This window comes from Streptomyces sp. NBC_00461 (assembly GCF_036013935.1).
Taxonomy (GTDB): Bacteria; Actinomycetota; Actinomycetes; order Streptomycetales; family Streptomycetaceae; genus Streptomyces.
In genome coordinates, this window is the sequence record NZ_CP107902.1 from 2401580 (window position 1) to 2427150 (window position 25571).

The window sequence follows — 25571 nt, forward strand, 5'->3', positions numbered from 1 at the left end:
ACGCGCGAGCGGGTCAACTTCCGTACGGATTCCCTGGGTTGCCGTAAGGGTTCCCGGAGTTGCCGTAGGGATTCTGCGGGTGGTGCGGCGGGCGCGGGTCGTAGGGATTGCCGTACGGACTGCCGTATGGATTCCCGGACGGCTGACCCGCCGGATGACCCGGCGGAGGACCGTACGGGTTGCCCTGCCGAGGGACGAAGCCGTTCGGGGCGTACTGCGGCGGTGGCGGCGGAGCGATCCGCGGCAGCGTGAGCGGATGTGCCGCCAGCCGGACGCCGTAGCGCTGTCTGAGCCGCCGCAGCTCCAGGACCGCGATCGCGGTGACCGTCACGGGAGCGCCCAGGATGAACACGATGCCCATGGTGAGGCCCAGGCCGTGCAGATCGCCCGTGAACAGGTCGGGCAGCGCCATCAGCCAGGTCGTCACCGTGGCGAGCAGGGGCGGCAGGCCGCGGTGCACGGCGGCGGTGCCGAAGAAGTTCCCCGTGAGCTTGACCGCACCCGCGATCACGAACCACACCATCCAGAGTCCGGCGAGGCTCAGCACGAGTCTCGCGAGGATTCCGAACGCGTCGCCCAGCCGGAAGAGCAGCACGGTCACGAGGACCGAACCGATGAAGAGCAGCAGCAACTTGAGCGCGTTGACGAGTGGCACCCGCAACTGCCGCACCGTGCCGCCGCGCCGCCAGACGTAGAGCATCACGCCCACCGTCAGCGGGGTGAGGAACAGCAGGACGACGGAGGCGGTGACCGCGTTGTCCAGCATCTCGTCGAAGGCGAACCCGCCCTCGACGAAGGTGTAGACGCCGAGCCCCGCGAACGCCCCGGCGATGACCCGCACCCGCTTGAGCTGCTCCACGGACGGGTCGACCGCCGGGGGGATCCACGCCGGATGGAACACCGCCCGCGCCAAGTGATGAGGCTTCAGAAAGGACCGGGCTTCCAGCCTGTCGCTGAGCCAACTCCCCTGTGCGTTACTCACGGTGTGCTCCCCCGAGCGGTCGTGTTCATGATCGCCGAGGCAGTCTACGGGAAGCGGACGGCCAGGTGCCGCCTCGCTTCCCGAACCTGTGGCGGCGGTGTCACGCCCGCCCGCGCAGCTCCCGGTACTTGGCGACCAGTGCCCTGCTGGACTCGTCCAGACCCGGAACCTGCGCCCCTTCGGTCAGCGCCGGCTCGACCCGCTTGGCCAGCACCTTGCCGAGCTCGACGCCCCACTGGTCGAAGGAGTCGATGTTCCAGACCGCGCCCTGTACGAACACCTTGTGCTCGTACAGGGCGATCAACTGGCCGAGCACGGACGGCGTCAGCTCACGCGCGAGGATCGTCGTGGTCGGGTGGTCGCCCTTGAAGGTCTTGTGCGCCACCAGCTCCTCGGGCACGCCCTCCACCCGCACCTCGTCCGGCGTCTTGCCGAAGGCGAGGGCCTGCGTCTGCGCGAAGAAGTTGGCCATCAGCAGGTCGTGCTGCGCCTTGAGCCCGTCGCTCAGCTCGCCCACCGGCTCGGCGAAGCCGATGAAGTCCGCCGGGATCAGCTTCGTGCCCTGGTGGATCAACTGGTAGTACGCGTGCTGCCCGTTGGTGCCCGGCGTGCCCCACACCACCGGCCCGGTCTGCCAGTCGACCTCCCGCCCGTCACGGTCCACCGACTTGCCGTTGGACTCCATGTCCAGCTGCTGCAGATACGCCGTGAACTTGGACAGGTAGTGGCTGTACGGCAGCACGGCATGCGACTGGGCGTCGTGGAAGTTGCCGTACCAGATACCCAACAGGCCGAGCAGCAACGGCACGTTGGACTCGGCGGGCGCCGACCTGAAGTGCTCGTCGACGAGCGCGAACCCGTCGAGCATCTCCCGGAAGCGGTCCGGGCCGATGGCGATCATCAGCGACAGGCCGATCGCCGAGTCGACGGAGTACCGTCCGCCGACCCAGTCCCAGAACTCGAACATGTTGGCCGTGTCGATGCCGAACTCGCCGACCTTCCCGGCGTTCGTCGACAGCGCCACGAAGTGCTTCGCGACGGCCTCCTGACCGGCCTTCAGCTCGCGGAGCAGCCACTCGCGCGCCGATGTGGCGTTCGTGATGGTCTCGATGGTGGTGAAGGTCTTGGAGGCGATGACGAACAGCGTCTCCGCCGCGTCGAGGTCACGGGTGGCCTCGTGCAGGTCGGCGCCGTCGACGTTCGACACGAAGCGGACCGTGAGGTCGCGGTCGGTGAAGCTGCGCAGCACCTCGTACGCCATCGCCGGGCCGAGGTCGGAGCCGCCGATGCCGATGTTGACCACGTTCTTGATGCGCCTGCCGGTGTGGCCGGTCCAGGCGCCGGAGCGGACCCGCTCGGCGAAGCCGGCCATCTTGTCGAGGACCGCGTGCACAGCAGGGACGACGTTCTCGCCGTCGACCTCGATCACCGCGTCGCGCGGCGCGCGCAGGGCGGTGTGCAACACGGCCCGGTCCTCGGTCGTGTTGATCTTCGCGCCGCGGAACATGGCGTCCCGCAGGCCGAACACCTCCGTGGCGGCGGCCAGCTCGCGCAGCAGCCGCAGGGTCTCGTCGGTGACCAGGTGCTTGGAGTAGTCGACGTACAGGTCGCCCACCTGCATCGTGTAGCCGGTGCCGCGGCCCGGGTCGGTGGTGAAGAGCTCCCGCAGACCGGTGCCGGCGAGCTCCTCACGGTGCTTGGCCAGCGCGGTCCACTCGGGCGTCTGGTTGAGCCTGGTACGGCCGTCTGCGTTCATGTCCGACTTCAGCCTTCTTTCGTGCCTGTCCCAGCTGTTCCAACCTAATTGATCAGCGCGGGGCGTGAGCCGTCGTGGCGTCGTCGCCCGGCGCAACAACAGGTACGTCCCGCTTGCGGGCAGGTATCAGCGCGAGGACGGACAGGACGAAGAAAGCGGCGGTGAGCAGGGCCGGCATGTTCGGTCCCCAGGCGGTGGCGACGGCCCCGCCGAGCAGGGCGCCCACCGGGGCCCCGGCGACGGCCAGGGTACGGAAGGCCGAACTGACCCGGCCCAGCATGTCGGAGGGGGCGCGCTGCTGCATGAGGGTCGTGGTGTTGACGTTCCACACCATGCCCATGAAGCCGAAGACAGCGAGGGCGGTCGCCGTCACGGCCAGGCTGCGCACACTTCCCAGGACCACGAGGGCAGCGATCTGCACCAGCCCGGCGAGGATCACGGTCCGCGTGGGCCCGAACCGCGTGGCGATCCGCCCGTTCACCACTCCCCCGGCCAGGCCGCCGACCGCGTACGCCGTGGTCACCACCGCGTATCCGGCGGTGCCGGCGTCAAGCCAGCCGGTCACCAGGATCACCAGCGTGGCGATCAGGGCGCCCATTCCGATGTTGCACAGGGCCGTGGCGGTGCACAGTCCGCGTAGCGCCCGGTCGTGCCACAGGGTGCGCAGCCCGTCCGCGATCTCCCGGCGCAGGGTGCTGCCCGCCGGTCTCGGCGTGCGCTCGGGCGCTTCGGTTCGTTGCAGGGAGGCCACCAGCGCGGCGGCGAGCAGGAAAGTCCCCGCGTCGGCCGCGAAGGGAACGGCGGCCCCCGCGGCGATCAGCAGAGGCACCACGGGCGCCCCGATCAGGCCGCCCGCGATCTGCTGTCCGGTCATCAGACGCGCGTTGGCACGGCCTAGTGCCTCATGGTCGACCAGGGCGGGCAGCAGGGCCGTGGAGGCATTGTCGAAGAGCGTCTGGAGGGTGGTCAGTACGAAGGCGAGCGCGATGAGCAGCGCGATCGAGGCGTGACCGAGGGCGACGGCCACGGCGAAGACGGCGACGAGCAGTCCCCGTACCGCATCGACGGTCCACATGGCGCGCCGCTGGTCCACCCGGTCCGCGACCGCGCCGCCGAGCAGCCCGAAGACGATCCACGGCAGATAGCCGCAGGCGGTCACCGACGCGATGAGCAGGGGCCGGCTCGTCAGTGAAGTGGCCAGCAGGGGCAGCGCCACGCCACGCAGCGCGTCCCCGAACCGGGAGACCACCGCGGCCGTCCACAGCCGCCCGAATCCCCCACGCCACACGGGCGCGAACGTGCCCGTCCCCTCGACCGCCGCCACGTCTCCCCCTCACGATTCGCCGATGCACAAACCGTAGAGGGCACCACTGACAATCGGTCCGCAGGCGACCGGCCGCCGGTGACGAAACGGGCCGCTGACGGCAGAGGTCGGTGACGAAACAGCTCCGGCCAGGCACCCTGGGTACCCGGCCGGCTCTCAACTCCTAGATTTCTCCCCGCAGTTTGGCGAGCGCCTCGGCGAGGATCGCCTCGCCGTCCGCGTCGCTGCGCCGCTCCCGGACGTACGCGAGGTGCGTCTTGTAGGGCTCGGTGCGCGGCGGGTCCGGCGGGTTGTCCCGGTCCTGTCCGGCCGGGAAGCCGCAGCGCGGACAGTCCCAGGTCTCCGGAACCTGCGCGTCGCTGGCGAAGCTGGGCTGCGTCTCGTGCCCGTTGGAGCACCAGAAGGAGATGCGCAGACGCGGCGCGGACTCGCCACGCTCGGCCTCGCCCATCGGCCCCGCCCCGACCCGGCTTCCTCGGATCGCGTTGCCACTTGCCACGGTCGTAACTCCCTGCGTGATGGTGCCGCGAAGCGAGTCGGCGTGTCGCTTCGTTGCGGGCGCCTCAGTCTACGTAAGGCCCAACGCGCGTCCAGTGATGGGAGTTACATCCCCTACATCCAGACGCAAGCCCCATGATAGGCCGCGCTCAGCTGCGCGTACCGAACATGGGGCCTTACGTGCGGAATCCAGGTGCTGTGTGTGCGTTGCTGCTCAGCTGTTCGTCTTCATGATGATGCCGAGTACGACAATGCACGCGAACCACAGCAGACCGATCACCACGGTGATGCGGTCGAGGTTGCGCTCGGCGACCGAGGAGCCGCCGACGGACGACTGCATGCCGCCACCGAACATGTCGGAGAGGCCGCCGCCCTTCCCCTTGTGCATCAGCACCAGCAGCATCATCAGCAGGCTGAAGACGATCAGGGCGATCGAGAACCCCAAAACCACGGCTGGACCAACTCTCTCGGATTCGGATGAACGACGGGGGCACGGTAGCTCCCTACCATGCCCCCGCAAGGGTACGACGGATCGCCGCTATGGCCTACTCACTGGTCGCGGAAGCGCACGATCTTGACGAACTCGTCCGCGTCCAGCGAGGCACCGCCGACCAGGGCACCGTCGATGTCGGCCTTGGCCATGATCTCGGCGACGTTGCCGGCCTTCACGGAGCCGCCGTACTGGATGCGCACCTGGTCGGCGAGCTCCTGGGTGTACAGCTCGGCGATCTTGCCGCGGATGGCGGCGCAGACCTCCTGGGCGTCGTCGGCGCCGCAGACCTTGCCGGTGCCGATGGCCCACACCGGCTCGTAGGCGATCACGATCGTCTCGGCCTGCTCGGCCGGGAGGTCCTTGAGGCCGCCCTCGACCTGGGCGAGCGTGTGCGTGACGTGGTTGCCCGCCTCGCGGACCTCCAGCTCCTCACCGACACACAGGATCGGGGTCAGACCGTGCTTGTAGGCGGCCTTGACCTTGGCGTTGACCAGTTCGTCGGTCTCGTTGTGGTACTGGCGGCGCTCGGAGTGGCCGATCGCCACGTACGTGCACTTCAGCTTGGCCAGCATCGAGCCGGAGATCTCGCCGGTGTAGGCGCCGGAGTCGTGCGCCGAAACGTCCTGGGAGCCGTACTTGATCTTGAGCTTGTCGCCGTCGACCAGGGTCTGCACGGAGCGCAGGTCGGTGAAGGGCGGCAGGACGGCGACCTCTACGGCCTCGTAGTCCTTGTCCGCGAGGGCGAAGGCGAGCTTCTGGACGTGGGCGATGGCCTCGAGGTGGTTGAGGTTCATCTTCCAGTTGCCCGCCATCAGCGGCGTGCGCGTGCTCATAAAGGTCAGTCCTCCAGTGCGGCGAGGCCGGGGAGCGTCTTGCCCTCGAGGTATTCGAGGGAGGCGCCGCCACCGGTCGAGATGTGTCCGAACGCGTTCTCGTCGAAGCCCAGGAGGCGGACGGCCGCGGCGGAGTCGCCACCGCCGACCACCGTGAAGGCCTGGGAGTCGAGGAGGGCCTGGGCGACCGCCTTGGTGCCCTCGGCGAATTCGGGGTGTTCGAAGACGCCCATCGGGCCGTTCCAGAAGACGGTGGCGGCGTCGGTGATCTTCGAGGCGTACAGCTTGCCGGACGCCGGGCCGATGTCCAGGCCCATCCGGTCGGCGGGGATGGCGTCCGCGGCGACGGTGGTGGCGTCGGCCGGGGCCTTGGTCTTCAGGTCCGGGAACGCGGGGGCGACCACCGCGTCGACCGGCAGGACCAGCTCGACGCCGGTCTTCTCGGCCCGCTCGATGTACTCCAGGACCGCCGGGATCTGGTCCTCCTGGAGAAGGGACGCGCCGACCTCGTGGCCCTTGGCCTTGAGGAAGGTGAAGGCCATGCCGCCGCCGATGAGGATGCGGTCGGCCTTGCCGAGCAGCTGGTCGATGACGGCGAGCTTGTCGGAGACCTTGGCGCCGCCGAGCACGACCACGTAGGGCCGCCGGACCTCGTCGGTGAGCTTCTTCAGGACGCCGACCTCGGTGGCGATGAGGTGGCCGGCGTAGTGCGGCAGACGGGCCGGCAGGTCGTACACGGAGGCGTGCTTGCGGTGCACCGCGCCGAATCCGTCGCTGACGTAGACGTCCGCGAGGGCGGCGAGGCGGTCCGCGAACTCACCGCGCTCGGTGTCGTCCTTGGAGGTCTCCCCGGCGTTGAAGCGCAGGTTCTCGATGACCGCGACCTGGCCCGGCTGCAGGCCGTCCACGGCGTCGTGGGCGGCGGGGCCGACGGTGTCCTGGGCGAACGCCACGGGCGCGCCGAGCAGTTCACCGAGCCGCTCCGCGGCGGGCAGCAGCGAGAAGGCCGGGTCCGGCGCGCCCTTGGGGCGGCCGAGGTGCGAGGCGACGACGACGCGCGCGCCGGCCTCGGCGAGGGCCTTCACGGTGGGCAGCACGGCGCGGATACGGCCGTCGTCGGTGATGGTGGTGCCGTCCAGCGGCACGTTGAGGTCGGCGCGGACGAAGACCCGCTTGCCGGTCACGCCTTCGGCGAGGAGTTCGTCGATCGTCTTCATTGAGAGGGCTCCCGAGGAGGACTTGTGGTGCTCGTGATCGTAAGAGCGCTGATCCGTACGTGAGTCAGGGCCCGGGCGGCGCGTCGCTGCGCCGCCCGAGCCCTGCCGTCACATCAAGTGCCTGCTCTGTGGATCAGAGCTGGTTGCCGACGAAGACCGTGAGGTCGACGAGGCGGTTGGAGTAGCCCCACTCGTTGTCGTACCAGCCGAGGATCTTCACCGAGTTGCCCTCCTGGACCATGGTCAGGGAGGAGTCGAAGGTGCAGGAGGCCGGGTCGCTGACGATGTCCGAGGAGACGATCGGGTCCTCGGTGTAGGCCAGGTAGCCCTTGAGGTCGCCGTCCTCGGAGGCCTTCTTGAACGCGGCGTTGACCTCGTCCTTGGTGACCTCGCGCTGGAGGGTCACGACGAGGTCGGTGGCGGAACCGGTCGGGACCGGGACGCGCATCGCGATGCCGTCGAGCTTGCCCTTGAGCTGCGGGAGGACCAGGGCGGTGGCCTTGGCGGCACCGGTCGTGGTCGGGATGATGTTCTCGGCGGCGGCGCGGGCGCGACGCAGGTCCGAGTGCGGGAAGTCCAGGATGCGCTGGTCGTTGGTGTACGCGTGGACCGTCGTCATCAGGCCCTTGACGATGCCGAAGTTCTCGTCGAGGACCTTGGCCATCGGCGCCACACAGTTGGTGGTGCAGGAGGCGTTGGAGATGACGTGATGGTTGGCCGCGTCGTACTTGTCCTGGTTGACGCCCATCACGATGGTGATGTCCTCATCCTTGGCCGGAGCCGAGATGAGGACCTTCTTGGCGCCGCCCGCGATGTGCTTCTCGGCGTCGGCCTTCTTGGTGAAGATGCCGGTCGACTCGATGACGATGTCGACGCCGAGGTCGCCCCACGGGATGTCGGCGGGGTTGCGCTCGGAAAGGACCTTGATGGTCTTGCCGTCGACCGTGATGGTGTCGGCGGTGTGGGAGACCTCGTGCTTGAGGCGGCCCAGGATGGTGTCGTACTTCAGCAGGTGAGCGGTGGTCGCTGTGTCACCCAGGTCGTTGACAGCCACGATCTCGATGTCTGCACCCTGCTCCAGCAGTGCGCGGAAGTAGTTGCGACCGATACGACCGAAGCCGTTGATGCCTACGCGGATCGTCACGAACCGATCTCCTCGTTGGTACGCCGGCTATGCGGTGCCGGCGAGCTCTGTTTGGGATGTCCCCGACCAACCCCGACCCTACCTCCCTGCGGGCCCCGCGGTGACATCGAGACGCCCCATACATGGGCAGGCGGTCCGTACCCGCCAGTAGCGGTACGGACCGCCCGGCTCGAAAGTTCTGATCACTCTTTCTGACTACGAGGTGCTAGTCATCGTTGACCAGGTGATTCAGCCCCGGAGAGCCGCGAGTGCCTTCTTGACGAGGGCGTTGCGATCCGCGGCCGCGGGGACGTGCTCCAGACCGAAGCCCAGCAGCACGCTCCGGTCGGTGGTGATCGCGCCGTACGTCTTGAACAGTGCCCCGGTGCGCGCCCAGTCCTTGAGCACGGCCGGGCTGCCCGCGGGCGGTCCGCTCACGCTCCAGGCGCCGAGCGACGTCTCGAAACCCTCGGTCTGCGTCGCCGTGCCGCCGACGACGAGCGAGGCCTCGTCGGCGAGGACGCCGTGGCCGCCCGTGCTGGGGTCGGTGACATAGCTGATGGAGACCTCGACGGACTTTCCTGCGTAGGCGCTCAGGTCGTAGTTGACCTGCTGCCAGCCGCTGGAGGCGCCGGTGAGGCTGTTCCAGGACCCGCTGGTGCCGCTCGCGGTGCAGCCGCCGGAGGCGACGGTGAGGTAGTGCTTGAGCCACGGGTGCTCGTTCACCAGGAAGCCCGCCTCGCACTCCGCCGGCACCTTCTGGCTGGTGGCGCCGCCTGCCTCCGGCAACGTCGTCCAGTCGTCCGCGCCGGTGGTGTGCGCCTCGACGATCACATGGTCGTAGCCGGGTTCGGTGTCCCACAGCAGCCGGCTGCGCAGGGTGGGCTGCCCGGCCGCGGTCACGCCGGTGAGGTCGACGGTGCGGGTGAGGCGCTTGTAGGAGTCGTCGGTGTGGACGGCCGCTGCCATGGAGGAACCCGCGTACGGCGCGTACGGGTCGACGGTCCCGGCGAACCGGCCCGCGCCCGCGCTCGCGAACTGCGGGTAGGTGCCGACGGGCAGTTCCTCGGAGGTGGCGCTGTAGGTGCCCGCCTTGTCGAGCGGGTTGCCGGGAGCCGCACCGAGCGCACCGCTGAAGCCGTCGAGTTTGCCGGAACCGGTGATGCCGGTGGCCCCGGGCGTCGACGTACGCGAATAGGCGCCCAGGTAGTACTGGCTGAAGTCGTTCGACAGGGTGCCGCCGCCGAGATCGACGTTGCCGCCGGCCTGCTCGCCCGCCTCGATCAGCTTGCCGCCCTCGTTGAGGAAGGCGCGCAGCTGAAGCTGGGTGGCGTTGCCGGGGACGCTCGCGCCGGTGTAGTGGACGACCGTCCTGAAGTGCTTCAGCACGCCGAGCGCGTCGGGCGCGCCCTGGGTGGCGACGTCCCAGACGATCGCCTTGCGGCCGTTCGCCTTCAGCGCGTCCACGTACGTCTGCGCCTGCGTGGCGGCCGCGCCCTCCTCGGCGACGACGAGGGTGTCGGCCTTGGGCCGCTGGGCGACGGTGTAGGTGAAGTGCCCGCTGGAGACCTTCTTGCCGCTCTTCGACTTTCCGGTGAACCAGACCTCGACCCTGTCGCCCGGGTCGCCGTCCTTGACCCTGGCCCGGTACTCGTCGAAGTGCAGGTTGTCCGCACCGCCGTAGGTCTCGCCGCCCTTCCAGGACCTGAGCGCCACGTCCTTGGTACGGCCGCCGTCGACGCGGTACTTCAGCTCCTTGCCGCGGACGGCCTTGCGTGCGACGACGGAAACCTCCTGGTCGGCGCCGCGGGAGTACGAGGTGGAGAACGTCGCCGGGGTGAAGTCGGCCGCGGTCAGGCCGAGCGAGGAGGACGGCGTGTCGGGGTGCGGGGCGGTCTCGGCGACCGACAGCGCGAAGGGGACGTTCTTCGCGAACTCCGCCTGGATCAGCTTCTCGTCGTCCGGGAAGTTGAACACGGACTGGCAGTCGGCCGCGTTCCACTGGTCGCCCGGATCGACGTTCGAGGCGGTCTGGCAGGTCGACATCTCGGGGGTGAACATCGACATGCCGTTGACGTTCCCCGCGTGGCCGTCCGCCTCGCCGTTGGTCGTGTACAGCTCCGAGGAGACCTGCGGGTGGTAGCCGGGGATCGCGGAGTTGTCCGGCGAACCGGCGAGGGCCTTGTAGACGACGTCGTCCGGGGTCGGCGTGGCGACCTGCCAGCCGACGCCGTAGAGGAGGAGTTCGGCGGCGGAGTGGTAGTTGATGGCGTACCTGAAGCCGATCCGCTTCTCGAAGGCGTCGAGCGCCTTGGTCTCGGGCTCGGAGCCGGGGCTCGCGCCGCGATAGGTCTCACTGGTCGGGTTGGGCGACGAACCCTCGTCGTCGTAGCCCCACTTGTAGGCGAAGTTTCGGTTGAGGTCGACGCCGTCGCCGGTGGAGATGACACCGTCGCCGTTGACGTCCCGCAGGTTCTTGCGCCACAGGCGGGTGTCGGAGTTCCGGAACGTGTAGTCGTAGCCGTCGGGGTTGGCGGAGATCACGAACCACAGCTCGGTCGAGTCGACGATCTTCCTGATGCGTTTGTCCGTCTTGTAGTTGTCCAGGTAGTAGTGCATCAGCCGGCGGGTCATCTCCGGCGTGATCCACTCGCGCGCGTGCTGGTTGGACATGTAGAGGACGGAGGGCTTCGAGCCGTCCTTGGACTTCTTCGCGCCCTTGGTCAGTTTGAGCGCGAGGATGTCCTGGCCGTTGACGGTCTTGCCGATGGAGACGACCTTGGTGAGGCCGGGGTTCTGCTGCCCGGTCCGGACGATCTCCTCCTTGAGCCCACCGCTTCCGCCGTACGGGCGGAACACGCCCTGGGCGGCGGCATCGACACGCTTCTCCGCCTTGGCCGAAAGTGTGCGCTCGGTGAGGTCGACGCCCTGTTTCTCCAGCTTGTGGGCCTGCTGGTCGGTCAGATAGACCTCGACCGATGCGGTGCCCTTGTCCGGGACCTGCTGGCCGAGTTCGTGACTGTCCTGTCCGGCCGCCAGCAGCAGGGGTACCTGCCTGGCGGTGACGTCGGCGCGGAAGACCTTGACCTCGTTGGGGTCGGATCCCTGCGAACTTCCGTTCTGCGCCTGGGCGACGGGTGCGAGGCTCGCTCCGCCGATCAGAAGCGCGCCGGCAGCGAGGATCAATCTCGCTCTAGGTCTCATGAACCCCCCTAGCAGTGGTCCGCCACAGTGGCGAACTGCTGCCAGGTTCATGACACTCCATGATCGAGTCAAGGGGGCCACGGACAGACGGACGCCGGTGCCGACGCCCCAACAGGGCATCGGCACCGGCGTGTTGAACGATCCTTCGCTCGCCGTCAGCCGACGAGGTGGTCGGCCATCTCCTCGGTGATGCTGGACTCCGTGCCGGGAATGCCGATGTCGGAGGCGCGCTTGTCGGCCATCGCGAGAAGCCGGCGGATACGGCCGGCGACGGCGTCCTTGGTCAGCGGCGGGTCGGCGAGCGCGCCCAGCTCCTCCAGCGAGGCCTGCTTGTGGTCCATGCGCAGGCGCCCGGCGGCCGCGAGGTGCTCGGGGACCTCCTCGCCGAGGATCTCCAGGGCACGCTGGACACGGGCTCCGGCCGCGACCGCGGCGCGGGCGGAGCGCCGCAGGTTGGCGTCGTCGAAGTTGGCGAGCCGGTTCGCCGTCGCCCGCACCTCGCGGCGCATCCGGCGCTCCTCCCAGGCCAGCACCGACTCGTGCGCGCCGAGGCGGGTGAGCAGGGCGCCGATCGCGTCGCCGTCACGGACGACCACACGGTCCACTCCGCGCACCTCACGGGCCTTGGCGGCGATCGACAGCCGACGGGCGGCGCCGACCAGGGCGAGGGCGGCCTCGGGCCCGGGGCAGGTCACCTCCAGGGAGGACGAGCGGCCGGGCTCGGTCAGCGAGCCGTGCGCGAGGAAGGCCCCGCGCCAGGCGGCCTCCGCGTCGCAGGTGGCCCCCGAGACCACCTGCGGGGGCAGACCGCGGATCGGGCGGCCCCGGCCGTCCACCAGGCCGGTCTGCCGGGCCAGCTGATCACCTCCGGCGACGACCCGGACGACGTAGCGCGAACCGCGCCGCAGTCCGCCCGGTGCCATCACGATCAGTTCGGAACTGTGGCCGAAGATCTCCAGGATGTCCCGCTTCAGGCGCCGGGCCGCCATCGCGGTATCCAGCTCCGCCTCGATCACGATGCGCCCGCTGACCAGGTGAAGGCCGCCGGCGAACCGCAGAATGGCGGAGACCTCCGCCTTCCTGCAGCAGGTGCGGGTGACGGGGAGCCGGGAGATCTCGTCCTTCACCGCTGCCGTCATCGCCATGGGCCGATCCTTCCATGCATCCGAAAAATACGGTCGTACGCGGCGGCCAGCAGCTCCGGGTCGTGCCGAGGGGTTCCGTCCCTCCGGGCCACCGGCGCCAGCTCGACCGCGGCTCCGAGTCGCTTGGCAGCCTCGGTGAGCACGTCGCGGTCGGGCACGGCGGCCTCGTCGGCCAGCACCACGTCCAGGGCGAGTTTAGGGGCGTGTCGTCCCAAAACCTCCAAATGACGCTGCGGTGAGAAGCCTTCGGTTTCTCCGGGCTGCGGGGCGAGGTTCAGCGGGAGCACCCGGCGCGCCTTGGTCTCGATGAGCGCGTCCAGCAGATCGGGCACGAGGAGGTGCGGGATGACCGAGGAGAACCAGGAGCCCGGGCCGAGAACCACCCAGTCGGCGTCCAGGACCGCCTCGACGGCCTCGGGGACGGCCGGCGGGTCGTGCGGCACGAGGTGCACGGACTGCACCTCGCCGGGCGTCAGCGCCACGGTCGCCTGTCCGCGCACGGTCTCGACGTCCTCGGGCCGCTCCGGGAGATGGCCCTTGACCAGTGCCTGCAGTTCCAGGGGTACGGCGGACATGGGCAGCACCCGCCCGTGCGCGCCGAGCAGCTTGCCGACCAGGTCGAGGGCCTGGACGTGATCGCCGAGCTGTTCCCAGAGGGCGACGATCAGGAGGTTGCCGACGGCGTGCTCGTGCAGGTCGCCCTTGGACTGGAAGCGGTGCTGGATGACCCGGGCCCAGGTCTGGCCCCAGTCGTCGTCGCCGCACAGCGCGGCCAGCGCCTTGCGCAGGTCGCCGGGCGGCAGTACGCCCAGCTCGTCGCGCAGGCGTCCGCTGGAGCCGCCGTCGTCGGCCACGGTGACGACGGCGGTGAGGTCGCCGGTGATCCGGCGGAGGGCAGCGAGCGAGGCGGACAGGCCCATGCCGCCGCCGAGGGCGACCACCTTGGGCTGGGCGCCGCGTCGGCGGGGCCTGGCACCGCGGCTCTCGACGGGCCGGCTCGCACGCCCCTCCGGCACCGTCCGGCGCAGCCTGCTCAGCCGCGAAGAACGTCCTGTCATTCCCGTCCCATGTCCCGGTGCACGACCACCGTCTCCACACCCTCGGCCACGAGGCGCGCGGCGAGCTTCTCGGAGGTGGCGACCGAACGGTGCTTGCCGCCGGTGCAGCCGATGGCGATGGTCACGTACCGCTTGCCCTCGCGGCGGTAGCCGGCCGCGATGAGCCGCAGCAGCTCGGCGTAACGGTCGAGGAACTCCTTGGCGCCGGGCTGGTTGAAGATGTACGCCGACACCTCCTCGTTGAGACCGGTGAAGGGGCGCAGCTCCGGGATCCAGTGCGGGTTGGGCAGGAACCGCATGTCCGCGACCAGGTCGGCGTCGACCGGGAGGCCGTACTTGAAGCCGAAGGACATGACGGTGGCCCTCAGCTCCGGCTCCTCCTCGCCGGCGAACTGGGCGTCCATCTTGGCGCGCAGCTCGTGCACGTTCAGGCTGGAGGTGTCGATCACCAGGTCGGCGTCGCCGCGCAGCTCGCGCAGCAGTTCGCGCTCGGCTGCGATGCCGTCGACGATGCGGCCGTCGCCCTGGAGGGGGTGCGGGCGGCGTACCGACTCGAAGCGGCGCACCAGGGCCTCGTCGGAGGACTCCAGGAAGACGATCCGCCGGGTGACGTGCTTGGACTCCAGGTCGGCGAGGGAGTCGCGGAGGTTGTCGAAGAAGCGGCGGCCGCGGACGTCGACGACGACCGCGATCCTGGCCACGTTGCCCTGCGAGCGGGCGCCGAGTTCCACCATGGTGGGGATCAGGGCGGGCGGCAGGTTGTCGACGACGAACCAGCCGAGGTCCTCCAGACACTTGGCGGCCGTCGACCTGCCCGCACCGGACATGCCGGAGATGATCACCAACTCGGGGATGGCCGACTCGGGCACCCCGGGTGTTTCGCTGCCCGTACTCACCTGTGCTCCGTCTCCGGCTGAGCCGTCTCCGGCTGGGGTCTGCTGCCCGTCGTGCTCGTTCACATTCATGTCTCCTGCCCCCGTCGTTCGTCCGGGGCGCCCATCGTCACGGGCTCCCCACTGGAACCCATGGTGCCGGGTTCCTCCTCCATGATCTCTCCAGTCGCCGTGTTCACGGCGGGCGCGGCCGGGGCCGCCTGGGCGAGGGCCGCGGCAATGGTCTCGGCCGTCTTGCGGCCTATGCCGGGAACCTCGCAGATCTGGTCGATGGTGGCGGATCGCAGTTTCTTCAACGAACCGAAGTGCTTGAGAAGTGCCTGCTTGCGGGTGTCTCCGAGGCCGGGCACGTCATCCAGGGGGCTCGACCGGAAGCGCTTGGCCCGCTTGGTGCGCTGATAGGTGATCGCGAAGCGATGGGCCTCGTCACGGACGCGCTGCAGCAGGTAGAGGCCCTCGCTGGTGCGGGGCAGGACCACAGGGTCGTCGTCGTCCGGCAGCCACACCTCCTCCAGACGCTTGGCCAGGCCGCACACCGCGACGTCGTCGATGCCGAGCTCGTCGAGGGCCCTCTTGGCGGCCGCGACCTGGGGCTGCCCGCCGTCGACGACGACGAGCTGGGGCGGGTAGGCGAACTTCTTGGGCCTGCCCTCCTCGTCCTTGAGGCCGTTGCCGAGATCACCGTCGAGGTGGTTCTCCTGGCCGTCGTCGACCCACTCGCCGGTCTTCTCCTTCTCGACCAGGTACCGCCTGAAGCGGCGGGTGATCACCTCGTGCATGGAGCGGACGTCGTCCTGGCCCTCGAAGCCCTTGATCTGGAAGCGGCGGTACTCGCTCTTGCGCTGCAGGCCGTCCTCGAAGACGACCATGGACGCCACGACGTCGTCGCCCTGGAGGTGCGAGATGTCGTAGCACTCGATCCTCAGGGGTGCGCTGTCCAGGTCGAGAGCGTCGGCGATCTCCTCCAGGGCGCGCGAGCGCGTGGTCAGGTCGGAGGCACGCTTGGTCTTGTGCAGCACCAGCGACTGCTGGGCGTTGCGCTCCACCGTCTCCATCAGGGCCTTCTTGTCGCCGCGCTGCGGGATGCGCAGGGAGACGCCCGAGCCCCGGCGCTCGGCGAGCCACTGCTGGACGGGCTCGACCGGGTCGGGCAGGGCGGGGACGAGGACCTCCTTGGGGACGGAGTCGCCCTTCTCCTCGCCGTACAGCTGCTGCAGGGCGTGCTCGACGAGGGCGCCGGTGGTGATCTCCTCGACCTTGTCGGTGACCCAGCCGCGCTGGCCACGCACGCGTCCGCCGCGGACATGGAAGATCTGGACCGCGGCCTCCAGCTCGTCCTCGGCGACCGCGATCAGGTCGGCGTCGGTCGCGTCGGCGAGCACGACCGCGCTCTTCTCCATGGCCTTCTTCAGGGCCCCGATGTCGTCGCGCAGGCGGGCCGCCCGCTCGTACTCCATGTCCTCGGCCGCCTGAGCCATCTGCTTCTCCAGGCGGCGGAGGTACGTGCCCGTCCGGCCGGCCATGAAGTCGCAGAACTCCTCGGCCAGTTCGTAGTGCTCCTCGGCCGAGACGCGGCCGACGCAGGGCGCCGAGCACTTTCCGATGTAGCCGAGCAGACAGGGCCGGCCGGTGCGCGCGGCGTTCTTGAAGACGCCGGCCGAGCAGGTGCGCACGGGGAAGACGCGCAGGAGGAGGTCCACGGTGTCGCGGATCGCCCACGCGTGTCCGTACGGCCCGAAGTAGCGCACGCCCTTGCGCTTGTGGCCGCGCATCACCTGGACGCGCGGAAACTCCTCGTTCATGGTCACCGCGAGGTACGGATAGCTCTTGTCGTCGCGGTACTTGACGTTGAACCGCGGGTCGAACTCCTTGATCCAGGAGTACTCCAGCTGCAGGGCCTCGACCTCTGTGGACACCACGGTCCACTCCACGGACGCGGCCGTGGTGACCATCGTCCGGGTGCGCGGGTGCAGGTTCGTCAGGTCCTGGAAGTAGTTCGCCAGGCGCTGGCGCAGGCTCTTCGCCTTTCCGACGTAGATCACCCGGCGGTGCTCGTCGCGGAACCTGTACACCCCCGGAGAGTCCGGGATCGCACCCGGCCTGGGGCGGTAGCTGGAGGGATCGGCCATGTCTCACACCCTACTGGCGAGGGCTGACACTGCGACCGGCCTGTGGACAACCCCGCTGCGCGGACTGCCGGGACCCGAGGAACGTGAGAACGGCCAGGACGCGGCGGTGGTCGTCGGTGTCCCCGGTGAGGCGGAGTTTGCCCAGGATGCTGCGGACGTGTTTCTCGACGGTGCCCTCGGTGACCCACAGCCTGCGGCCTAGGGCGGCCGCCGGACGGGCGTGGCGGCCGGTGCCGTCCGGGCCCGCCGACTCCCGCGCGTTCGAGCGGCTCTCCGCCATCAGGGCCAGAACCTCGCGCTCCCGGGCACTGAGGTGGGACATGGGGTCGTCACGGCGGTTGGCGGCGAAGCTCCGCCACCAGCGAGGGGTCGACGACCCGGGCTTCCAGGCACTCGTCGCCGCCAGTGCCACCCGAGGGTTCCTGCAGAAGTCCGACCTGCCGGCGCGGGAGATCAGGGAGGTGCCCGGCCACGACGGGACGACCGCGCCGGCCTGAGAGAGCCGATCGTGTCTCGGCCAGGAGTGCGCCGCTGTTGGGCGTCAGGTGTTGTCGGGACTTGGTCAACACGCTTCAATGCGGGGGAACTCGGGGCCGTGAACGGCGGCGTACGGATGGGAAGACGCCCCGGCGCCGACGGGGTGGCCCCGACAGACAGCACGAACCCGGCCCGACCAGCCGTAGCGAGCATTCACAGAAAGGCCCCTGCATGCCGCACGCCACACAGCACGCGGACGTCGCCACCGTCGCCACAGCGGAACTGGACTCGGCCCTGCGGGGTGGCCCCTTCCATGCCGCGCTGCGCGCCGCGATCGCCGCCCGTGGGCTGCCTCTGCAGCGCGTGCAGCACCATCTGTCGCGCTACGGGGTCAAGGTCGGCGTCACCAGCCTGAGTTACTGGCAGCAGGGCGCCCGGCGACCGCAGCGCCCCGAGTCCCTGCGGGCCGTGCGGGCGCTGGAGGAGATCCTGCAGCTGCCGGAGGAGTCCCTGATCCGGTTGCTCTCGGAGACCGACGAAGGCCCGTCCGCACAACGGGCCGCGGGCCGTTCCTACCGCTCCCTCGTGGAGGCGTCGGGCGTCCTGGAACGACTGCTGGCCGAACTCGGCTCGCCCCTGGACAGCGGGCTGCACACCCTGGGGCATCACGAGCGGATACGGATCGGATCGCACCGCGAGCTGGCGGGGCGCGAGTCCCACCACATCGTGCGCGCCCACAAGGACGGCGTCGACCGCTTCGTGGCCGTCCACCACGGCGACCCGGGGTGCGCTCCGGAGCGCATGGGGGTGCACGCGCTGGAGAACTGCCGCACGGGACGCATACGCGTGCACCACGAGACAGGTGTACTCGTCGCCGAGCTCCTCTTCGACACCCGCCTGCGGGCCGGCGACACCTTCCTGTTCCGCTACGGCATCGAGGACGGCACCGCGGGTGTGTGCCGCGAGTACGTCCGCAGCTTCGGGCCCGCGGGCGGCCAGTACGCGCTCCAGGTGCGCTTCGACGAGCAGGCTCTGCCGTCCCACTGCCACCGCTTCGCCCAGCACTCCCCGGCGGCCCCACGCAGCGGCCGCCAGGAACTCGCCCTCACGGGCCGCCACCACTCGGTCCACCTCGTCGAGCCCCGGGTGCGGTCGGGGATCGTGGGGATCGGGTGGGACTGGGAATGAGGCGGACGTAAGGGGCCGGCTCACGCAGAGCCCCGGGGTGAGGGACTCCCTGCGAGGTGAGGGACTCCCCTCACATGTGTGCGGCCGGCGACGTAAACGTTTGCGCAAGCGTTTACGTCCGCTCTGGAATGAGATACCGTCCCGGCCGGAAGGCATGCTCTGCCGGCGAAGGGCCACGGTTCAGGAGGGGGTACGTCATGGTCACCATGGCCGACGTCGCTCGCAGCGCCGGTGTCTCCGTCGCGACCGTGTCGCACGTCCTGAACGACACCCGGCCCGTCCTCCCCCACACCCGCCAGGCGGTCCTGGACGCCGTCGACCTGCTCGGCTACAGCCCGAACACCCTCGCCCGCTCCCTGGTGACCTCGCGCACCCGGTCCATCGGTCTCGCGGTGTCGGCGATCAGCAACCCGTACTTCACGGAGATCCTCCAGGGCGTCGAGGCCGGCGCCCTGGAACACGGCTACAGCCTGCTCATCGCCGATCCGCACGACGACCCGGAGCACGAGCGCAAGGTCGTCCAACTGCTGCACGAACGCCGGGTCGACGGCATGATCGTCGCCCCGTCCGCGGACCCGGGCGAACTCGTCGCCTACCTCAGCCGGCACGGCGTACCGGCCGTGTTCCTCGACCGCCGCGTGGACTTCCCGGCCGACGGCACACCGCGCTACGACCAGGTCTGTACCGAGAGCACGCAGCCGACCGCCCGGCTGGTCACCCACCTCGCCGAGCTCGGCCACCGCCGGATCGCCCTGGTCGCCGGCGCGCCCGGGTTCAGCACCACCCGCGAACGCATCGCCGGATACCGCAGCGGCCTCGCCGCCTCCGGGCTCCTCCCCGACGAACACCTCGTGGTGCACGGCAACTCCGAGTCCCTCGGCGCCGAACGCGCCACTGCGCAGCTCCTCTCCCTCGCCGACCCACCCACGGCACTTGTCACCGCCAACAACGCGATGACCATCGGCGCACTGCGTGCGCTGCGGGAACGCAGCCTGTCCGTGCCCGATGACATCGCCCTGTGCTGCTTCGACGACTTCGCCTGGGCGGACCTGTTCTCGCCCCGGCTCACCGCCGTCGCCCAGCCCAGCAGGGAACTCGGCGCCGAGGCGGTGCGGGTGCTCCTGGAACGCCTCGCCTCCCCGGACCGCCCCGCCCGCACTCTGCGACTCCCCTGCACCTTGGTCCACCGCACCTCCTGCGGCTGCCCGGAGGGGTCGGTGCAGTTCGAGCTTTCGCAGTTCGCCCTTCCCGACGTCACCGAACAGCCCGAGCCACACGGCGAGTTCGAGGAGCGCGAGGCCGCGAAGGCCGACGGGGCCGATAGGGCCCGATGAGGCCGAACGGCCCGAGCGTGAAAAGACCGCAGAGTTGGAGCAGTCCGAGCAGTTCGAGAAGTTCGAACAGTCGAGAAAGGAACCGTCTCGTGATCGTCGTCGCCGGTGAGGCTCTGATCGACCTGGTACCGCACGGCACCGGTGCCCTCGCGGCCCTCAAACCGGCGCTCGGCGGCGGCCCGTACAACACGGCCGTGGCGCTCGGCCGCCTCGGCTCCCCCACCGCCTTCTGCTCCCGTACCTCGCACGACGCCTTCGGCGAGGCGCTGCTCGACCGACTCCGGGAGGCGGGCGTGGACGTCTCGGCCGTGCAGCGCGGTCCGGAGCCGACCACCCTCGCCCTCGCCACGCTCGACGGGAACGGCTCGGCCGCCTACTCCTTCTATGTCGAGGGCACCGCGGACCGGCTGTTCGCCACACCGCAGGCGCTGCCCGCCGAGACACGAGCCGTGTCCTTCGGCACCTGCTCGCTCGTCCTGGAGCCCGGCGCGACCGCCTACGAGAGCCTGATGCGGACCGCTGCCGCCCAAGGCGTCTTCACCGCGCTCGACCCCAACATCAGGGCGGGGCTGATCCCTGATGCGGACGCCTATCGTGCCCGCTTCACGAGCTGGCTGCCCTCGGTGACGCTGCTCAAGCTCTCCGAGGAGGACGCCCTCTGGCTGGGCGGCACCCCGCGCGAGTGGCTGGCCGCCGGACCCGCGGCGGTCGTGATCACCCATGGCGGGGACGGGCTGACCGCCTTCACCCGGGACGGAACGGTGCACGCCGTACCGGGCGAGAAGGTCGACGTGGTGGACACGATCGGCGCCGGTGACACCGTGAACGCCGCTCTCCTGCATGCTCTGGCCGCCCAGGACGCCCTGTCCGCCGAGTCGCTCCTGGGACTGGGCGCCGACGGCTGGACGAGGCTGCTGCGATTCGCGGCGCGCGCAGCCGCGATCACCTGCTCCCGGGCAGGCGCAGAGCCGCCGTACGCCTCCGAACTCGGGGACTGGTAAGGGGCGTTCGGCTTTCCTTCGCTGATTCCGCTGTTCAGGAGTCAAGGTTCGTCGTAGCCGTGGATCAGGCGGCTGATCTTGCAACGAGCGGCGCCCCGCGGGGAGTTCCCACGGGGCGCCGCACTTTTCCGGATTGTTCAGGCTTTCCGCGCCCGCGTCGTCTTCTTCGCGGGTGCCGCCTTCTTCGTGGCGCCGGCGGCCTTCTTGGTGGCCGTGTTGTCGGCGGTCCTGGCGGTCGTCGTCCTCTTCGCCGTCGACTTGGCTGCGACCGTCTTGTTTGCCGCGACCGTCTTCTTGGCCGCGACGGTCTTCTTGGCCGTCGTCTTGCGCGGGGCCGGCACCAAAGCCGCGTCACTGATCCGGTCGGCGCCGAGGATCTCCCTCAGGAACTTGCCGGTGTGGCTGTTGGGGACCCCGGCGATCTCCTCGGGTGTGCCCTCGGCGACGACGAGTCCGCCACCGGCGCCGCCCTCGGGGCCCATGTCGACGACCCAGTCGGCGGTCTTGACCACATCGAGGTTGTGCTCGATGACGATGACCGTGTTGCCCTTGTCGACCAGGCCGGACAGGACCGTCAGCAGCTTGCTGATGTCCTCGAAGTGCAGACCGGTGGTCGGCTCGTCCAGGACGTAGACGGTGCGGCCGGTGGAGCGGCGCTGCAGCTCACTGGCGAGCTTGACGCGCTGCGCTTCGCCGCCGGAGAGGGTGGTCGCGGACTGGCCGAGCCTGACGTAGCCGAGACCGACGTCCTTGAGGGTGTTGAGGTGGCGGGCGATCGCGGGGACGGCCTCGAAGAAGTCCGTCGCCTCCTCGATCGGCATGTTCAGGACCTCGGCGATGGACTTGCCCTTGTAGTGGACCTCCAGGGTCTCCCGGTTGTAGCGGGCGCCGTGGCAGACCTCGCACGGGACGTACACGTCCGGGAGGAAGTTCATCTCGATCTTGATCGTGCCGTCGCCCGCGCAGTTCTCGCAGCGACCGCCCTTGACGTTGAAGGAGAAGCGGCCGGGCAGATAGCCGCGAACCTTCGCCTCGGTGGTCTCCGCGAACAGCTTGCGGACATGGTCGAAGACGCCGGTGTACGTCGCCGGGTTGGAGCGCGGGGTGCGGCCGATGGGCGACTGGTCGACGTGTACGACCTTGTCGACGAGGTCGTCGCCGTCCACGCGTGTGTGCCGTCCGGGCACATTGCGGGCGCCGTTGAGCTCGCGGGCCAGGTGCGTGTAGAGGATGTCGTTGACCAGCGTCGACTTGCCGGAGCCGGACACGCCCGTCACGGCCGTGAACACGCCCAGCGGGAACGAGACGTCGATGTCCTGGAGGTTGTTCTCCCGCGCGCCGTGCACCGTGAGCCGACGTGTCGGGTCCTGCGGGCGCCGGATCTCGGGCAGCGGGATCGACTTCTTGCCGGACAGGTACTGGCCGGTCATCGACTCGGCGTTGGTGAGCAGTTCCTTCAGGGAGCCGCTGTGCACGACCTTGCCGCCGTGCTCGCCCGCGCCGGGGCCGATGTCGACGATCCAGTCCGCGATCTTGATGGTGTCCTCGTCGTGCTCGACGACGATGAGCGTGTTGCCCATGTCGCGCAGCCGGACCAGGGTCTCGATCAGCCGGTGGTTGTCGCGCTGGTGCAGGCCGATGGACGGCTCGTCGAGGACGTACAGGACGCCGACGAGGCCGGAGCCGATCTGGGTGGCCAGACGGATGCGCTGGGCCTCGCCGCCGGAGAGTGTGCCGGCCGCGCGATTCAGCGAGAGGTAGTCCAGGCCGACGTCGACCAGGAACCGAAGCCGTTCGTTGACCTCCTTCAGCACGCGCTCGGCGATCTTCTTGTCGCGGGCGTCGAGCTTCAGCTCGCCCAGGAAGTCCGCGCAGTCGCTGATGGACATGCCGGAGACCTCGGCGATCGACTTCCCCATGATCGTGACCGCGAGGACGATCGGCTTCAGGCGCGTGCCCTCACAGGTGGGGCAGGGCACCTCGCGCATGTAGCCCTCGAAGCGCTCGCGGCTGGCGTCGCTCTCGGCCTCGCTGTGTCGGCGCTTCACGAAGGGGACGGCGCCTTCGAAGGGCGTCGTGTACACGCGCTCGCGTCCGTACCTGTTCCGGTAGCGGACCTCGATCTGCGTCTTGTGACCGTGGAGGAGTGCCTTCCTGGCGCGCTGCGGCAGGCCGGCGAAGGCGATGTCCGTCCGGAATCCCAACGCGTCCGCCAGGGCGCCGATCAGGCGGCCGAAGTAGTCCTTGGTGTGGCCGTGCGACCAGGGGTGGATGGCACCCTCGTCGAGGGACTTGTCCTCGTCCGGGACGATCAGCTCGGGGTCGACCTCCATGCGCGTGCCGATACCGGAGCAGTCGGGGCAGGCGCCGAAGGGCGAGTTGAAGGAGAAGGAGCGCGGCTCCAGCTCCTCGAAGGACAGGTCGTCGTACGTGCAGTACAGGTGCTCCGAGTACATGCGCTCGCGCTCGGGGTCGTCCTCGGGGAGGTCGACGAAGTCGAGCACGACCATGCCGCCGGACAGCCCGAGAGCGGTCTCCACGGAGTCGGTGAGGCGACGCTTGGCGGAGTCCTTCACCGTGAGGCGGTCGACGACCACCTCGATGGTGTGCTTCTCCTGCTTCTTCAGCGTGGGCGGGTTGGAGAGCTGGACGGTCTCGCCGTCCACGCGCGCGCGGCTGTAGCCCTTGGTCTGCAGGTCGGCGAAGAGGTCGACGAACTCTCCCTTGCGCTCGCGCACGAGCGGCGACAGCACCTGGAAGCGGCTCCCCTCCGGCAGCTCCAGGACCTTGTCGACGATGGCCTGCGGCGACTGGCGCGAGATCGGACGGCCGCACTCGGGACAGTGCGGCTTGCCGATGCGCGCGAAGAGCAGACGCAGGTAGTCGTAGACCTCGGTGATGGTGCCGACCGTCGAGCGCGGGTTGCGCGAGGTCGACTTCTGGTCGATGGAGACGGCCGGGGACAGACCTTCGATGAAGTCGACGTCCGGCTTGTCCATCTGGCCGAGGAACTGGCGGGCGTACGAGGAGAGCGACTCCACGTAGCGCCGCTGCCCCTCGGCGAAAATGGTGTCGAAGGCCAGCGAGGACTTGCCCGACCCCGACAGGCCCGTGAAGACGATGAGCGAGTCGCGCGGCAGGTCGAGCGAGACATTCTTGAGGTTGTGCTCGCGCGCGCCACGGACGATGAGACGGTCGGCCACGCCGGTCCGCACCTTTCTTGAGAGAAGTGACAGGGGCGAGGCCCCCGTGCTTTCTCAGACTAGGGGGAGCCACTGACAACGCCGGTCGGATTCCGGGATGCATAACAATCCCCGACCATCCAGCATGCCCGACGCCACTCCCGACCATATAGCACGTGCATTCGATTTATGGCACGGCTTCACCACCTTCACCCAAAGGTGTGGCGGGGCTAGGGTCAGCACCATGATTGATCACGGTCATGACCTGGCGTCTGTACGTGACGCGACCGACCGGCTGCTCACCGCAGCCGCCAAACTGGACAACGCCTCGGCGGCCGGACCGTCACGGCTTCCCGGCTGGACCCGCGGCCACGTCCTCGCCCACCTCGCCCGCAACGCGGACGCCCTTGTGAACGTCCTCCGGGGTCGTCCCATGTACGCATCCGGGGACGCCCGCGACGCCGACATCGAGCGGGACGCCCCGCGCCCGATCGACGTCCAGCTCGCCGACCTGCGCGACAGCGCGGCCCGCTTCCAGGAGACGGGAGCCGCGCCCGCGGACTGGTCGCGCACGGTGGAGCTGCGCAACGGGGTCACCGACTCGGCGTCCATGGTGCCGTTCCGTCGATGGGCCGAGGTGGAGCTGCACCACGTGGACCTCGGCATCGGGTACGAGCTGGAGGATCTGCCGACGGAGTTCTCGGAGCGGGAGATCGACTTCCTCGCCGAGCGCTTCTCGGGGCACCCAGGGGTGACCGCCGCACGTCTGACGGACGCCGCGCGCGCGTGGCGGACGGGCCGGGAGGCGACGGAGCCGGAGGTCACCGTCTCGGGCCCGGCGCCCGAACTGCTCGGCTGGCTCGCCGGACGCAGCGACGGCTCCGGGCTGACCGTGGAGGGCGGCTCGCTGCCGGCGCTTCCCCCGCTGTGACGTCGCCGCCTATGGCGGGGGACCGGGTGCGCTCCCCCGCTATAGGCTGGCCGTCATGACGTACAGCGGACAGGTGACGGTCGGCGGCCCGGCGGACGTGCACGAGCTGAAGGACCTGATGATCACCAAGATCGCGGTCGGCCCGATGGACAACAACGCCTATCTGCTGCGCTGCCGGGCCACCGATGAGCAGCTGCTGATCGACGCCGCCAACGACGCGGACACGCTGCTCGGCATGATCGGTGACGACGGCATCGCCTCCGTCGTCACGACGCATCAGCACGGCGACCACTGGCAGGCGCTCGAGCGGGTCGTCACGGCTACCGGCGCCCGCACGTACGCGGGCCGGGACGACGCCACCGGCATCCCCGTGCCGACCGACGTCCTCGTCGACGACGGCGACACGATCCGGGTGGGGAGCGTGGAGCTGACCGCGCGCCATCTGGTCGGGCACACGCCGGGCTCGATCGCCCTCGTGTACGACGACCCGCACGGGCACCCTCATGTGTTCACCGGGGACTGCCTCTTCCCCGGGGGTGTCGGCAACACCCGTAAGGATCCGAAGGCGTTCGCCAGTCTGATGCGCGACGTCGAGACGAAGATCTTCGGTGCGCTCCCGGACGAGACGTGGGTCTACCCGGGACACGGCAACGACACGACCCTGGGCGCGGAACGACCGCATCTGCCGGAGTGGCACGCGCGCGGGTGGTGAACACCGCCGGACGGGGGCGCGCAGAAGTTGTCTGCGCGCCGCGCATAGTCCACCGCACGCGCCCCGTGTGAACCGTTCACACACGCCGGAG

19 protein-coding genes and 1 pseudogene are annotated in these 25571 nt (G+C 69.6%); 5 read left to right on the forward strand and 15 right to left on the reverse strand.

Annotated features, from left to right (window positions below; translation table 11 throughout):
• Positions 1-13: 13 nt before the first annotated feature.
• From OG870_RS11485 to OG870_RS11550, 14 genes and pseudogenes are all read right to left on the reverse strand, one after another.
• Positions 14-982 carry a DUF3824 domain-containing protein gene (locus OG870_RS11485; RefSeq protein WP_327690852.1) on the reverse strand — a complete coding sequence of 323 codons (969 nt, stop codon included), beginning with the start codon at positions 980-982 and terminating at the stop codon, positions 14-16.
• A 100-nt stretch (positions 983-1082) separates the two neighbouring features.
• Positions 1083-2738, reverse strand: a complete 1656-nt coding sequence (gene pgi, locus OG870_RS11490) for a glucose-6-phosphate isomerase (RefSeq protein ID WP_327690853.1) — start codon at positions 2736-2738, stop codon at positions 1083-1085.
• Positions 2739-2790: 52 nt separating this feature from the next.
• On the reverse strand, positions 2791-4062 hold the full coding sequence (locus OG870_RS11495) for an MFS transporter (protein ID WP_266841126.1): 1272 nt from the start codon (positions 4060-4062) through the stop codon (positions 2791-2793).
• Positions 4063-4225: 163 nt separating this feature from the next.
• Positions 4226-4561: an RNA polymerase-binding protein RbpA gene (locus tag OG870_RS11500; RefSeq protein WP_003976875.1), complete on the reverse strand. Its 336-nt coding sequence runs from the start codon at positions 4559-4561 to the stop codon at positions 4226-4228.
• A gap of 213 nt (positions 4562-4774) precedes the next feature.
• On the reverse strand, positions 4775-5005 hold the full coding sequence (gene secG, locus OG870_RS11505) for a preprotein translocase subunit SecG (RefSeq protein WP_266520156.1): 231 nt from the start codon (positions 5003-5005) through the stop codon (positions 4775-4777).
• Positions 5006-5109: 104 nt separating this feature from the next.
• Complete coding sequence (gene tpiA, locus OG870_RS11510) at positions 5110-5886, reverse strand: triose-phosphate isomerase (RefSeq protein ID WP_266512232.1); 777 nt, start codon at positions 5884-5886, stop codon at positions 5110-5112.
• Between the two features lie 5 nt (positions 5887-5891).
• On the reverse strand, positions 5892-7103 hold the full coding sequence (locus tag OG870_RS11515) for a phosphoglycerate kinase (protein WP_266512234.1): 1212 nt from the start codon (positions 7101-7103) through the stop codon (positions 5892-5894).
• A 133-nt stretch (positions 7104-7236) separates the two neighbouring features.
• Positions 7237-8247, reverse strand: coding sequence for a type I glyceraldehyde-3-phosphate dehydrogenase (gene gap / locus OG870_RS11520; protein ID WP_266512237.1), 1011 nt, complete (start codon positions 8245-8247; stop codon positions 7237-7239).
• Between the two features lie 228 nt (positions 8248-8475).
• Entirely contained in the window at positions 8476-11430 is a 2955-nt protein-coding gene (locus tag OG870_RS11525) for a M14 family metallopeptidase (RefSeq protein WP_327690855.1), read from the reverse strand.
• 155 nt (positions 11431-11585) lie between these two features.
• Positions 11586-12575, reverse strand: a complete 990-nt coding sequence (whiA, locus tag OG870_RS11530) for a DNA-binding protein WhiA (RefSeq protein ID WP_266512242.1) — start codon at positions 12573-12575, stop codon at positions 11586-11588.
• A complete protein-coding gene (locus tag OG870_RS11535) occupies positions 12566-13633 on the reverse strand; it encodes a gluconeogenesis factor YvcK family protein (RefSeq protein ID WP_266512245.1) in 1068 nt (355 codons plus the stop codon). The genes whiA and OG870_RS11535 overlap by 10 nt, the downstream gene beginning before the upstream one ends.
• Positions 13630-14598 carry an RNase adapter RapZ gene (rapZ, locus tag OG870_RS11540; protein WP_266512249.1) on the reverse strand — a complete coding sequence of 323 codons (969 nt, stop codon included), beginning with the start codon at positions 14596-14598 and terminating at the stop codon, positions 13630-13632. Before rapZ ends, OG870_RS11535 begins: the two co-directional genes overlap by 4 nt.
• Positions 14595-16655, reverse strand: a complete 2061-nt coding sequence (uvrC, locus tag OG870_RS11545) for an excinuclease ABC subunit UvrC (RefSeq protein ID WP_266512252.1) — start codon at positions 16653-16655, stop codon at positions 14595-14597. The genes rapZ and uvrC overlap by 4 nt, the downstream gene beginning before the upstream one ends.
• Before the next feature lie 10 nt (positions 16656-16665).
• Positions 16666-17032 (reverse strand): annotated as a pseudogene (locus tag OG870_RS11550) (hypothetical protein); the annotation flags it as partial.
• Positions 17033-17363: 331 nt separating this feature from the next.
• Between OG870_RS11550 and OG870_RS11555 the strand changes: the two are divergent.
• From OG870_RS11555 to OG870_RS11565, 3 genes are all read left to right on the forward strand, one after another.
• Positions 17364-18320, forward strand: a complete 957-nt coding sequence (locus OG870_RS11555) for a hypothetical protein (RefSeq protein ID WP_266512255.1) — start codon at positions 17364-17366, stop codon at positions 18318-18320.
• 197 nt (positions 18321-18517) lie between these two features.
• Positions 18518-19654, forward strand: coding sequence for a LacI family DNA-binding transcriptional regulator (locus OG870_RS11560; protein WP_266512257.1), 1137 nt, complete (start codon positions 18518-18520; stop codon positions 19652-19654).
• Between the two features lie 89 nt (positions 19655-19743).
• Positions 19744-20655 carry a carbohydrate kinase family protein gene (locus OG870_RS11565; RefSeq protein WP_327690856.1) on the forward strand — a complete coding sequence of 304 codons (912 nt, stop codon included), beginning with the start codon at positions 19744-19746 and terminating at the stop codon, positions 20653-20655.
• 137 nt (positions 20656-20792) lie between these two features.
• Here the strand turns inward: OG870_RS11565 and uvrA are convergent, their stop codons facing one another.
• Positions 20793-23858, reverse strand: coding sequence for an excinuclease ABC subunit UvrA (uvrA, locus tag OG870_RS11570; RefSeq protein ID WP_327690857.1), 3066 nt, complete (start codon positions 23856-23858; stop codon positions 20793-20795).
• 223 nt (positions 23859-24081) lie between these two features.
• Between uvrA and OG870_RS11575 the strand changes: the two genes are divergently transcribed.
• A complete protein-coding gene (locus OG870_RS11575) occupies positions 24082-24768 on the forward strand; it encodes a maleylpyruvate isomerase family mycothiol-dependent enzyme (protein WP_266585498.1) in 687 nt (228 codons plus the stop codon).
• Between the two features lie 55 nt (positions 24769-24823).
• Complete coding sequence (locus tag OG870_RS11580) at positions 24824-25480, forward strand: MBL fold metallo-hydrolase (RefSeq protein WP_266512268.1); 657 nt, start codon at positions 24824-24826, stop codon at positions 25478-25480.
• The last annotated feature ends 91 nt before the right edge of the window (positions 25481-25571 follow it).

Excerpts from the sequence above, each read along its gene's own strand:
- OG870_RS11525 (WP_327690855.1), bottom strand. The coding sequence starts at position 11,430 with ATGAGACCTAGAGCGAGATTGATCCTCGCTGCCGGCGCGCTTCTGATC.
- pgi (WP_327690853.1), bottom strand. The coding sequence starts at position 2,738 with ATGAACGCAGACGGCCGTACCAGGCTCAACCAGACGCCCGAGTGGACC.
- OG870_RS11580 (WP_266512268.1), top strand. The coding sequence starts at position 24,824 with ATGACGTACAGCGGACAGGTGACGGTCGGCGGCCCGGCGGACGTGCAC.
- OG870_RS11560 (WP_266512257.1), top strand. The coding sequence starts at position 18,518 with ATGGTCACCATGGCCGACGTCGCTCGCAGCGCCGGTGTCTCCGTCGCG.
- OG870_RS11555 (WP_266512255.1), top strand. The coding sequence starts at position 17,364 with ATGCCGCACGCCACACAGCACGCGGACGTCGCCACCGTCGCCACAGCG.
- OG870_RS11535 (WP_266512245.1), bottom strand. The coding sequence starts at position 13,633 with ATGACAGGACGTTCTTCGCGGCTGAGCAGGCTGCGCCGGACGGTGCCG.
- rapZ (WP_266512249.1), bottom strand. The coding sequence starts at position 14,598 with ATGAATGTGAACGAGCACGACGGGCAGCAGACCCCAGCCGGAGACGGC.
- OG870_RS11575 (WP_266585498.1), top strand. The coding sequence starts at position 24,082 with ATGATTGATCACGGTCATGACCTGGCGTCTGTACGTGACGCGACCGAC.
- whiA (WP_266512242.1), bottom strand. The coding sequence starts at position 12,575 with ATGGCGATGACGGCAGCGGTGAAGGACGAGATCTCCCGGCTCCCCGTC.
- OG870_RS11515 (WP_266512234.1), bottom strand. The coding sequence starts at position 7,103 with ATGAAGACGATCGACGAACTCCTCGCCGAAGGCGTGACCGGCAAGCGG.
- tpiA (WP_266512232.1), bottom strand. The coding sequence starts at position 5,886 with ATGAGCACGCGCACGCCGCTGATGGCGGGCAACTGGAAGATGAACCTC.
- uvrC (WP_266512252.1), bottom strand. The coding sequence starts at position 16,655 with ATGGCCGATCCCTCCAGCTACCGCCCCAGGCCGGGTGCGATCCCGGAC.